General features: G+C 69.7%; 10 protein-coding genes. 8 read left to right on the top strand and 2 right to left on the bottom strand.

Features of this window, described 5'->3' with window-relative positions:
* Positions 1-406: 406 nt before the first annotated feature.
* From ACFV20_RS32035 to ACFV20_RS32020, 4 genes are all read left to right on the top strand, one after another.
* Positions 407-853, top strand: coding sequence for a VOC family protein (locus ACFV20_RS32035; protein ID WP_385663168.1), 447 nt, complete (start codon positions 407-409; stop codon positions 851-853).
* Between the two features lie 99 nt (positions 854-952).
* The gene (locus ACFV20_RS32030; RefSeq protein ID WP_385663165.1) at positions 953-1576 is read left to right on the top strand and encodes a glyoxalase; all 624 of its coding nucleotides are present in this window, start codon (positions 953-955) and stop codon (positions 1574-1576) included.
* Positions 1577-1948: 372 nt separating this feature from the next.
* The gene (locus ACFV20_RS32025) at positions 1949-3802 is read left to right on the top strand and encodes a hypothetical protein (RefSeq protein WP_385663163.1); all 1854 of its coding nucleotides are present in this window, start codon (positions 1949-1951) and stop codon (positions 3800-3802) included.
* Positions 3690-4049: a DUF397 domain-containing protein gene (locus ACFV20_RS32020; RefSeq protein ID WP_385663160.1), complete on the top strand. Its 360-nt coding sequence runs from the start codon at positions 3690-3692 to the stop codon at positions 4047-4049. Before ACFV20_RS32025 ends, ACFV20_RS32020 begins: the two co-directional genes overlap by 113 nt.
* 223 nt (positions 4050-4272) lie before the next feature.
* On the opposite strand, the gene ACFV20_RS32015 is transcribed toward ACFV20_RS32020, so the two are convergent.
* Positions 4273-5634: a glutamine synthetase family protein gene (locus tag ACFV20_RS32015; protein ID WP_385663157.1), complete on the bottom strand. Its 1362-nt coding sequence runs from the start codon at positions 5632-5634 to the stop codon at positions 4273-4275.
* A 292-nt stretch (positions 5635-5926) separates the two neighbouring features.
* On the opposite strand from ACFV20_RS32015, the gene ACFV20_RS32010 reads away from it, so the two are divergent.
* Entirely contained in the window at positions 5927-7114 is a 1188-nt protein-coding gene (locus ACFV20_RS32010) for a globin domain-containing protein (protein ID WP_385663154.1), read from the top strand.
* Between the two features lie 45 nt (positions 7115-7159).
* Here ACFV20_RS32010 and ACFV20_RS32005 read toward each other — a convergent pair whose 3' ends face one another.
* Positions 7160-7609 (bottom strand): RrF2 family transcriptional regulator, encoded by a 450-nt coding sequence (locus ACFV20_RS32005; RefSeq protein WP_385663152.1) that lies wholly within the window; start codon positions 7607-7609, stop codon positions 7160-7162.
* Between the two features lie 446 nt (positions 7610-8055).
* Between ACFV20_RS32005 and ACFV20_RS32000 the strand changes: the two genes are divergently transcribed.
* The 3 genes from ACFV20_RS32000 to ACFV20_RS31990 all read left to right on the top strand — a co-directional run bounded on the left by ACFV20_RS32000 (position 8056) and on the right by ACFV20_RS31990 (position 11348).
* The gene (locus ACFV20_RS32000; RefSeq protein WP_385663149.1) at positions 8056-8721 is read left to right on the top strand and encodes a DUF3105 domain-containing protein; all 666 of its coding nucleotides are present in this window, start codon (positions 8056-8058) and stop codon (positions 8719-8721) included.
* The gene (locus tag ACFV20_RS31995; protein WP_385663147.1) at positions 8718-9338 is read left to right on the top strand and encodes a DUF305 domain-containing protein; all 621 of its coding nucleotides are present in this window, start codon (positions 8718-8720) and stop codon (positions 9336-9338) included. The genes ACFV20_RS32000 and ACFV20_RS31995 overlap by 4 nt, the downstream gene beginning before the upstream one ends.
* A gap of 255 nt (positions 9339-9593) precedes the next feature.
* Positions 9594-11348, top strand: a complete 1755-nt coding sequence (locus tag ACFV20_RS31990) for an NAD+ synthase (RefSeq protein WP_385663145.1) — start codon at positions 9594-9596, stop codon at positions 11346-11348.
* The last annotated feature ends 97 nt before the right edge of the window (positions 11349-11445 follow it).

Here is an 11445-nt window from a genome sequence, read left to right as displayed (position 1 = left end):
AGCGGGGCGGGCCGGGACGGGCCGGAGCGGGCGAGGGCGGATCGGAGCGGGCCGGAGCGGACCAGGGCGGACCGAGGCGGATGGGAGCGGGCCGGGGCCGGGCCGGTGCGGGCCGGGGCCGGGCCACCGGGATGATGCCCCGTGCCCGCGAACGGGCCGGGAAGCCACCCGCGCGGCCGCCGGGGCGGGCGCCTACGCGGACTGGCCGCGCGGGGGGAGGCGCGGGTACGGCTGTCGGCGGCGCTCCGCGGGACGCGGGGGCCGTTTCGGCCACGGCACGGGTCCGCCGGCCGTCCACTCGGTGGCGCGGCCCGGCGTTTTCGGCTTCGGTGAGAGGGCGCCGTCGAGCCGGCTTCAGCCGGACCCGCGGACCGCTTTCCATGAGGCCGGACGAAGGAGTCATGCCATGGACCTCACCCTCGAAGTCATCCCGCTGCCCGTGTCCGACATCGACCGTGCCCGGGACTTCTACCGGGACAAGGTCGGCTTCCACGTGGACATCGACCAGGAGGTCATGCCCGGGATGCGGATCGTGCAGCTGACCCCGCCGGGTTCCGGTTGTTCGATCGCCCTGGGCGCGTCGATCTGGGAGATGACGCCCGGCCCCACCCCGGCTCCGGGCACCTACCAGGGCCTGCAGCTGTGCGTCGCCGACATCAAGGCGGCCCACGCGGAGCTGGTCGCCCGCGGGCTCGACGTCTCGGAGCCGGTCCAGTACTCCCCGGACGACGGCGCCACGTTCATGCACTTCCAGGACCCGGACGGCAACGGCTGGGCGGTCCAGGAGTACCGGCGCCGGGCCACGGAGCCGCTGCACCAGCTGCTGGCGGACCTGAAGCGCAAGCAGGCCTGAGCGCCCGGAACGAACCCGGAGAGCCACGGGGAGAACCAGGAGAGAACCCGGTCAGGAATCAAGAAGCACGTCTCGCGGGGCACGCTTAGCGTCGTTGTCATGACTTCCATCGCATCCGTCACCCTCGAGGTGGCCGACCCCGCCGCAGCCGACCGCTTCTACTCCGCCGCCTTCGGTCTGGGCGACCGGCTGCGCCTGCGGGCGTCGGAGGCACCGACCTCCGGCTTCCGCGGGTTCACGCTGTCGCTCGTGGTCCCCCAGCCGGCCGACGTGGACGCCCTCGTCGAGTCGGCGGTGCGGGCCGGCGCGACGACGCTGAAGCCCGCCGCCAAGTCGCTGTGGGGCTACGGGGGTGTCGTGCAGGCACCCGACGGGACGATCTGGCAGCTGGCGTCGTCGTCGAAGAAGAACACCGGCCCGGCGACCGGGCGGGTCGACGACTTCGTGCTCCTGCTCGGGGTGGAGGACGTGAAGGCCAGCAAGCAGTTCTACGTCGACCACGGTCTGGCCGTGGGCAAGAGCTTCGGCTCCAAGTACGTGGAGTTCGCCGCCGACGGCCCCGTCAAGCTGGCCCTGTACAAGCGCCGGGGCCTGGCCAAGGTCGCCGGGGTCTCCCCCGACGGCACGGGTTCCCACCGCCTCACCATCGGCAGCGACGCCGGGCCGTTCACCGACCCGGACGGCTTCACGTGGGAGCAGGTGTCGAAGGCGGCGTCACTGTGACCGCTCGGTCTTGAGCCTCTCGGTCAGCGCCGCGATGCTGTGCTCACTGTGGCCCGCTGCCATGGCTCTCGCCTCCTTGGCGAGTTTCCTTCCGTGGCGGCTCCGGACAGGAGCGGGTTCACGAGGGTGCTGGGCCGAGTGCAGATGGCCAGCGATCCGACAGCGGTCTTCCTCTCATCCTGCCGCTTGTTGTTCAGACCCGTGACGCGATGCCGGACCGGGCCCGCACCGTCCATGCAGCGCCGTTCGCTTGCCCATGGGTGCCGGTTCGCCGGGGCCTGTTCAGGGAAGGCTTCCCAGGAAGTTCCTTGCTGTCGATAGGGGGGAACTGTGAGGGCTTCTGGGGGGCCGTACCGACTGTGGGTTCGTCTGGTGGCAGTGATTGCCGTCAGCGCATTGATCGGGCTGCTCACTGCGCAGTGGGGGGCGGAGACGTGGGCGGGAGTACTCGGGGCTGCTGTCGCGGCCGTAGTGAGCGCCGTTGTGGTCGGCGCGCAAACGGAATGGCAGCGGCGAATTGAAGCTGCTCGTCGTCGACCCGATGCCTTGGCCATCGCCTCACCGGATGGGCAACTCCCTCTGGTACGCGATCTGCATGATCCGGTTGCGGTGGGGGTGCACCCTGCCGAAACCATTGAACAAGACGGGGCAGTCAACCGGGTCCCGCCCTACGTCACACGTGACATTGAGCCGCAGCTGCACGCCGTCCTGCGGCGCGGAGGCTTCGTACTGCTGGTCGGAGAATCGACTGCGGGAAAGACTCGAGCCGCTTTCGAGGCCATCCGGCTCCTGCACCCTGACCATCACTTCGCAGCTCCCTCTACGCGCGAGGCTGTCGGGGTACTACTGGATGGCTGGCAAGCACTCGACCGCTGCGTGGTCTGGCTGGATGACCTGGAGCGCTTCCTTGGCTCGGGAGGGCTGACCATCTCCCTCTTGAATCGTCTGCTTGTTTCGGGCCGACGGGTTCTGGTCATGGCCACCATGCGCAGCCACGAGTACGACCGTTATCGCGATCGCGCGGAGACGGAGGCCTCCGGGGCTGCACAAGAAGTCTGGCGTCAGGGCCGGGCCGTACTGCGACAAGCCCAGATTGTTCACGTCGAGAGAAGGTGGACCGATGGCGAGCGCGAACGGGCCCAAGCTGTGGCGACCGATCCTCGGCTCGTGCGCGCACTGGCCGGGGACAAGCGCTTCGGGGTGGCCGAACTACTAGCGGCCGGCCCCGAACTGGTCGAAGCCTGGCAGCACGCCTGGACACCGGGACGCCATCCGCGAGGAGCGGCCCTGGTAGCAGCGGCCGTAGACGTCCGCCGCGCGGGCTATCACCGCCCTCTGCCCACAGAGGTGCTCCAGCGCCTGCACGAGGACTACCTTGCTCGCCGCGGCGGCGTGGAACTGCGTCCCGAACCATTCGAAGAGGCGCTGGAATGGGCGCTGACTCCCACGGTTCCCGCAGGTGCGAACAGCCTGTTGCTCGGCCATGCCCGACATGGGTGCCTGGCCTTTGACTACTTGATCGATCTCCCTGTGCAGGAGGCCATACCTGAACCGGTATGGACGGCAGCGATGGAGCTTGCCCCGCTCCATGAGGCCTACACCATTGCGTGCAACGCATGGTTGGCGGGCCATTTCACACTGGCCGTCCCAGCACTGCGCCGTGCAGCCGAGGCAGGCATCGGAGAAGCCGAGAGAATGTTGTGGGAATCGGACGCACCGCTACGTTCGGCAGAGGAAGCGCTGACCGTCGCTCGACAGAGAATGGAAGCTCTTCGAGAAGAGTTCGGCGCTGACCATGAGGAGTCGCTGCTGGCGGAAAGCATGGTGGCATCGTTCACCATGCACTGCGGTAGGCACACCGAAGCTCGCCAACTCTACGAGTCGCTGGCGGACAGAGCAGCCTCCACCCTGGGAGACGATGACCGTCTCGTTCTGGGAGTACGGTTCGGACTCGCCAACAGCACATTCAGTTCAGGGGCTCGCGAAGAAGGTATGACCCTGCTTCAGGCTGCCCTGCAGCAGAGCACCGAGAAACTGGGATCGACAGACCTAGCGGTGTTGTACAGACGTAAACGTGTGGCTGAGGCTTTGGCAGAATCGGGCCTTATTGCCGATGCACGGCAGGAGGCATCCTCTCTTGCTGCCGATTGCACTCACCTGCCGCATACGCACCCCATCACACGAGAGGTCAGGCAACTGGAGAACCACCTGCGTCAACAACCGTAAAATTTCATTTACGACGCGAAAGCGTTGGGTCACCAGCCGAGGAGATATTATGAACGTGCAGATGGAATGGCGGAAAAGCTCACACTCCACCAGTGCGGCGACCTGCGTAGAAATCGCTTCGACACCGACTGCAGTCTGGGTCCGCGACACCAAGAATGCGAAAATTGATCCTCTGCGCATATCCATGCACAGTTGGGAGTGTTTCCGAGAGACCATCTGCGATAGCAGTACATTCCGCCCGTTTTGACACCGAGGAAGCCTGAGCACACCAGCGGCTCGGCAGCATCTACGGCCCACCCGGCCGTTGGAACGAGACGGGGGCCGACGGCACCGTGACCGTCGGCCCTGCGTATTGACCTGGTGAACAGGGTCTGCCTCAAGCCCGCCGGGACCAGGCCTGACCGAATTCAAGGGATGCGTCCGTCAGCGACACTCACTGCAGAGTTCTGACGAGCGTCTCCGACCTGCCCCTACAGCGCCGGCAGATTCTTCCGCAGCTCGAACGCCGTGACCTCCGAGCGGTACTCCTCCCACTCCTGCCGCTTGTTGCGCAGGAAGAAGTCGAAGACGTGTTCGCCGAGGGTTTCGGCGGCGAGGTCGCTGCGCTCCATCAGGGTCAGGGCCTCGCCCAGGTTCTGCGGGAGGGGTTCGATGCCCATTGCGCGGCGCTCCGCGTCGGAGAGGGCCCAGACGTCGTCCTCGGCGCCCGGCGGCAGTTCGTAGCCCTCCTCGATGCCCTTGAGGCCGGCGGCGAGGAGGAGCGCGTACGCCAGGTAGGGGTTCGCGCCGGAGTCGAGGGAACGGACCTCGACCCGTGCCGAGCCCGTCTTGCCGGGCTTGTACATCGGCACGCGGACCAGCGCCGAGCGGTTGTTGTGGCCCCAGCAGATGTAGGAGGGCGCCTCGCCGCCCGCGCCCGCCGTGCGCTCCGCGCCGCCCCAGATGCGCTTGTAGGAGTTGACCCACTGGTTGGTGACCGCGGAGATCTCCGCCGCGTGCCGCAGCAGGCCCGCGATGAAGGAGCGGCCCACCTTGGACAGCTGGTACTCCGAGCCCGACTCGTAGAAGGCGTTGCGGTCGCCCTCGAAGAGGGACAGGTGGGTGTGCATGCCGCTGCCCGGGTGCTCGGAGAACGGCTTCGGCATGAACGTGGCGTGCACGCCCTGCTCCAGGGCCACCTGCTTCATGACGAGGCGGAACGTCATGACGTTGTCGGCCGTGGAGAGCGCGTCGGCGTAGCGGAGGTCGATCTCCTGCTGGCCCGGTGCGCCCTCGTGGTGGGAGAACTCCACCGAGATGCCCATCGACTCCAGCATGGTGATCGCCTGGCGGCGGAAGTCCATGCCGACGTTGGTCGGGGTGTGGTCGAAGTAGCCGGAGTTGTCGGCCGGAGTGGGGCGGGTGCCGTCCAGCGGGCGGTCCTTCAGCAGGAAGAACTCGATCTCCGGGTGCGTGTAGAAGGTGAAGCCCAGGTCGCTGGCGCGGGCCAGGGCGCGCTTCAGGACGTAGCGCGGGTCGGCGAAGGACGGGGAGCCGTCCGGCATGAGGATGTCGCAGAACATCCGGGCCGTACCCGGGGCCTCCGCGCGCCACGGCAGGATCTGGAAGGTCGACGGGTCCGGCTTGGCGATCATGTCGGACTCGTAGACCCGGGCGAAGCCCTCGATCGCGGAGCCGTCGAAGCCGATGCCCTCGTCGAAGGCCTGCTCCAGCTCGGCCGGGGCCACGGCGACGGACTTGAGGAAGCCCAGCACGTCCGTGAACCACAGGCGTACGAACCGGATGTCGCGCTCCTCCAACGTCCGGAGCACGAACTCCTGCTGCTTGTCCATCTTCCGCTTCCCCATCCTTGCTGGTCAGGCCGCCTGTCTTCCGTACCACGGGAGGCGGTCGGGCACCTGAGCATCCCACCACACCACCGTTTCGAACGCGTTGCGCACCATGATCGCCCGGCTGAGCCGGGGTCGAACGCCTCACGTCCGGCGGGTGAACTGCTCTGCCGCCCATAGTGCCTGCTCGCACCGTCATCCGTAACGGCCGGTTCCTGTCGTCACCCGCCCACTTAAGTTGCATCTCAGATGCAACTTTAAATAGCGTGCGCACACCGAGCATTGAGGAGGCCTGATGCTGTCCGAGCAGTCCGCCGCCACCGTCCGTGCCACGCTCCCCGCCGTCGGGGCCGCCCTCGGCACGATCACCGAGCGCTTCTACGCCGGGCTGTTCGCGGCCCACCCGGAGCTGCTGCGGGACCTGTTCAACCGGGGCAACCAGGCCGCCGGCACCCAGCGCCGGGCGCTCGCAGGTTCCGTCGCCGCGTTCGCGACCCACCTGCTGGAGCACCCCGGGCAGCGGCCGGACGCGATGCTGCGGCGCATCGCCCACAAGCACGCCTCGCTCGGGGTCGCGCCGGAGCAGTACGCCGTCGTCCACGAGCACCTGTTCGCCGCGATCGCCGAGGTGCTCGGCGACGCCGTCACGCCCGAGGTCGCCGCCGCCTGGGACGAGGTCTACTGGCTGATGGCGCACGCCCTGATCGCCATGGAGCAGCGGCTGCGCGAGGAGCGCGGCGGACCCACCTGGCGGCCCTGGGAGGTCGTCGAGCGGGTCGCCGAGACCGACGACGTCGCCACGTTCCGGCTGCGGCCGACCGACGGCGGCCCGGTGCGCGAGTTCCTCGCGGGCCAGTACGTCTCCGTCCGCGTCGCCCTCGCCGACGGCGCCCGGCAGATACGGCAGTACAGCCTGTCCGGGGTCCCCGGCCCCGGCCTGCGGCAGATCAGCGTCAAGCGCGTGCGCGAGACCGGCGCCCCCGAGGGCGAGGTCTCGAACCACCTGCACGCGCGCGTACGGGTGGGCGACCTCCTGGAGCTGTCCGAGCCGTACGGCGACCTGGTCCTGGACGCCGCTGTGGACACCCCGCTGCTGCTCGCCTCGGCCGGCATCGGCGTGACCCCGATGATCGCGATGCTGGCGCACCTGGCCGACTCGGGGCACCGCGCCCCGGTCACCGTCGTGCACGGGGACCGCTCCCCCGCCACGCACGCCCTGCGCGCCGACCACCAGGCCTACGCCGGCAAGCTGCCCGACGCGGCCGTCCACCTCTGGTACGAGCAGGACGCCCCGGCCGGTACGCACTCCGGACTGGTCGACCTCACCGGCGTCGCCGTCGCCCCGGGCACGCGCGCGTACCTGTGCGGCCCGCTCCCGTTCATGCGGGCGGTGCGGACCCGGTTGATCGGGCAGGGCGTCGCCCCCGCCGACATCCATTACGAGGTGTTCGGCCCGGACCTGTGGCTCGCGGGGCAGGACTAGGGGATCCGCGAAGCCGTGCCTGCCCTGCGGCGCCCGGCGCGCTGTCTAGGGAGCAGGGCGGTCGGGGCCCCGGGAGATCCCCAGGAGCAGCGCACCCGTCGGCTCCGCCACGATGTCCTCCACCGTGACCGGGTCCAGTGAGGTGAAGAACGCCTCCTGGGCCCGGCGCAGGGCCCCGCGCAGGCGGCAGGCGGAGTTGAGGGGGCAGGGCGTCGGGCCCTCGCAGTCGACGACGTCGCCGCCGCCCTCGAAGGCGCGGGCCACGGCACCCACGGAGGCCGTACGGCCCTCCTCGGTGAGCGTGAGACCGCCACCGCGGCCTCGGCGGGCCTCCAGCAGGCCCATGTGCTGGAGCTCGGCGACGACCTTCGCCAGGTGGGTGTACGGCACGTCCATGCCGGCCGCGACGTCCCGGGTCGTCGGACTCGACCCGCCCGCGACGGCGAGCCGCATCAGGACCCGCAGGGCGAGGTCGGTGGAGCGCAGCAGCCGCATGCGGGCAGCGTAGGTAATGCGCATCCCCGGTTCAAATTATCGCGGAGCCAGGAGCGGGCCGACTGATCCAGGACTGATCCGGGAGCGGACCGGCGGACCCAGGAACGGACCGGCTGATCCAGGAGCGGACCGGCTGGTCCAGGAGCGGGTCGGCTGATCCGGGAGCGGACCGGCTGATCCAGGAGCGGACCGGCTGACCCAGGAGCGGACCGGCTGACCCAGGAGCGGACCGGCTGATCCGGGAGCGGACCGGCTGATCCGGGAGCGGGTCGGTTGCTCCATGAGCCGGGCATCGGGCCGGAGAACGACCCGGGACCGCCGAAGCTGTCGTCCCGCTGTCGGTGCCGTATCGATTCGGCCCATTCCCCGGCTGCTCTACGAGGCGCCCCGTCTCCCCCCTTACGATCAGCTCACCCGACCGTCACTTTCCCCCCGAAGGACACCCCATGGGCTCCGCCAACAGCAGCAGCACGGACCGCAGGGCACGCATAGAGGAGATGCGGCGCGCCGAGCAGGCCCGTGAGCGCCGCAACCGGGTCCTCGTCATCGCGGCCAGTGTGGTGGTCGTCGCCGGACTCGTGGTCGGCGGCGTCGTGCTCGTGCGGTCCCAGGACGACAAGGGCAGCACCACCGCGGCGAGCGACTCCTCGGGCAAGGGCAGGTTCGTGACGGGCAAGGACGGCGTGAAGACGTGGGAGGGCAAGCTGTCCCGCACCCACGTCACCAAGCCCGTGAAGTACGCCTCCGAACCGCCGGTCGGCGGCGACCACAACCCGGTCTGGATGAACTGCGACGGCGACGTCTACACCGAGCCCGTGAAGAACACCAACGCCGTGCACTCGCTGGAGCACGGCGCGGTGTGGGTGACGTACAACGCCGACGCCGAGAAGGCCGACGTCGACGCGCTCGCGGCGAAGGTGAAGAAGACGCCGTACACGCTGATGAGCCCGATGGACGACCAGAAGGACCCGATCATGCTCTCGGCGTGGGGCCACCAGCGCACGGTGACGGGTGCGAAGGACCCGAACGTGGACGCGTTCTTCGAGAAGTTCGTCCAGGGCGCGCAGACCCCCGAGCCGGGGGCCGCCTGCACGAACGGGCTGTCCGAGTGAGGCTGGTCGGCCTGATCGCCGGGGCCGCGGCGGCGGCGCTGGTCGCCGCCGGGGCCATCACCTACGCCGTCGCGGGGGACGACGGCGGAGGCAGGACGCCGTCCGCCGAGTCCGCCGACGCCGGTTTCGCCCGGGACATGGCGGTGCACCACCAGCAGGCCGTGGAGATGTCGTACATCGTGCGCGACCGCACGGAGGACGAGGAGGTCCGGCGGCTCGCGTACGACATCGCGCAGACGCAGGCCAACCAGCGCGGCATGCTGCTCGGCTGGCTCGACTTGTGGGCTCTGCCCAAGGTGTCCTCCGAACCGCCCATGACCTGGATGGACATGGGCGGCATGGCCTCCGGCGAGGACGGCGCGCTGATGCCGGGCATGGCGACCGACGCCGAGATGAAGAAGCTCGGCGAGCTCAGCGGGAAGCAGGCGGAGATCTTCTACCTGCGGTTGATGACGGACCATCACCAGGGCGGCGTCCACATGGCCGAGGGGTGTGCGCGCAGGTGCACGGTCGGCGTGGAGAAGCGGCTCGCCCAGGGGATGGTGGACGCGCAGCAGTCGGAGATCTCCTTGATGGCGGACATGCTCGAGGAGCGAGGCGCGGCGCCGCGGTCCTAGAGACACCGGACGCGTAAGCCTCACATCGCGCTGCCGGCGAGCCCTCCCACCAGCAGGGCGTCGTGCCGGACGCGCCGGCGAAGGCCGACAGCGCGGGCGGCGACCGGGTCGTCCCGGACATCACGGCGATCGCCGACCCGAACACCGGGTTCCTGGTCGGGCAGACGCGGACCCAGCCTCCTCACAGGGACATCGGGTGGTGTGGGGTGACCCACACCACCCCATTGTGTCGCACTGACGATTACACTGGGCGGCGTGCCTCAACTACGTCTCGCCCTGAACCAGATCGACGCCTGCGTGGGCGACCTCGCCGGTAACACCGAGTCGATCGTCCGCTGGACCCGGCACTCCGCCGAACAGGGAGCGCATCTGGTCGCGTTCCCGGAGATGGTGCTGACCGGGTATCCCGTCGAGGACCTGGCGCTCAGGTCGTCCTTCGTCGAGGCCTCTCGCGCGGCGCTGCGCGCTCTCGCCGCACGTCTGGCCGCGGAGGGCTTCGGAGAGCTGCCGGTGATCGTCGGCTACCTCGACCGCAGCGCCACGGCCCAGCCGAAGTACGGCCAGCCGGCCGGCGCGCCGCAGAACGCCGGGGCGGTGCTCCACCGCGGCGAGGTGGTCCTGAACTTCGCCAAGCACCACCTGCCGAACTACGGCGTCTTCGACGAGTTCCGCTACTTCGTGCCCGGTGACAGCATGCCGGTGCTGCGGGTGCACGGCGTGGACGTCGCCCTGGCCATCTGCGAGGACCTCTGGCAGGACGGGGGCCGCGTCCCCGCCGCCCGTTCGGCGCAGGCGGGCCTGCTGGTGTCCATCAACGCCTCCCCCTATGAGCGCAACAAGGACGACACGCGCCTGGAGCTGGTCCGCAAGCGGGCCCAGGAGGCCGGCTGCACCACGGCGTACCTGGCCATGATCGGCGGCCAGGACGAGCTCGTGTTCGACGGCGACTCGATCGTGGTCGACAAGGACGGCGAGGTCGTGGCGCGGGCCCCGCAGTTCTCCGAGGGCTGCGTGGTCCTGGACCTGGATCTGCCGGCGGCGTCGCCGGACGCGCCCACCGGTGTGGTCGACGACGGGCTGCGCATCGACCGCGTGGTGCTGTCGGAGGAGCCGCTGCCCGCGTACGAGCCCGAGCTCACGGGCGGCTACGCGGACCGGCTGGACGACGACGAGGAGGTCTACTCGGCGCTGGTCGTGGGCCTGCGGGCGTACGTCGCGAAGAACGGTTTCTCGTCGGTCCTGATCGGTCTGTCCGGCGGCATCGACTCCTCGCTGGTGGCGGCGATCGCGTGTGACGCGGTGGGCGCGCAGAACGTGTACGGCGTGTCGATGCCGTCGAAGTACTCCTCGGACCATTCCAAGGACGACGCCGCCGAACTGGCCCGCCGCACGGGTCTGAACTACCGGACCGTGGCGATCGAGCCGATGTTCGACGCGTACATGGGCGCGCTGGGCCTGACGGGCCTGGCGGAGGAGAACCTCCAGTCGCGCCTGCGCGGCACGCTGCTCATGGCGATCTCCAACCAGGAGGGCCACATCGTCCTGGCCCCGGGCAACAAGTCGGAGCTGGCGGTCGGCTACTCGACGCTCTACGGCGACTCGGTCGGCGCGTACGGGCCCATCAAGGACGTGTACAAGACGTCGGTCTTCCGCCTGTCCGAGTGGCGCAACCGGGCCGCCCGGGAGCGCGGCCAGACCCCGCCGATCCCGGAGAACTCCCTCACCAAGCCCCCGAGCGCGGAACTGCGCCCGGGCCAGGTCGACACGGACTCGCTGCCCGACTACCCGGTGCTGGACGCGATCCTGGAGCTGTACGTCGACCGGGACCGGGGTGCGGACGAGATCGTGGCGGCCGGGTTCGACGCGGAGCTGGTCGCGAAGACGCTGCGCATGGTCGACACGGCCGAGTACAAGCGGCGCCAGTACCCGCCGGGTACGAAGATCTCCCCGAAGGGCTTCGGCAAGGACCGGCGGCTGCCGATCACGAACGGGTGGCGCGAGTCGCTCTGACGGGCCAGGGTCGTCAGGGACGGCCACCGGCCCGGCATGCGGGGTCCGGCGGTCTCCCGCGCCGCACGGCGCGGGGGGACCGCCGGACCCGCCGGGC

Origin of the sequence: Streptomyces sp. NPDC059696, assembly GCF_042733745.1 — a bacterium.
Taxonomy (GTDB): Bacteria; Actinomycetota; Actinomycetes; order Streptomycetales; family Streptomycetaceae; genus Streptomyces.
Note: the sequence above shows the minus strand (reverse complement) of the source record. Positions and strands in the feature narration are given on the sequence as shown.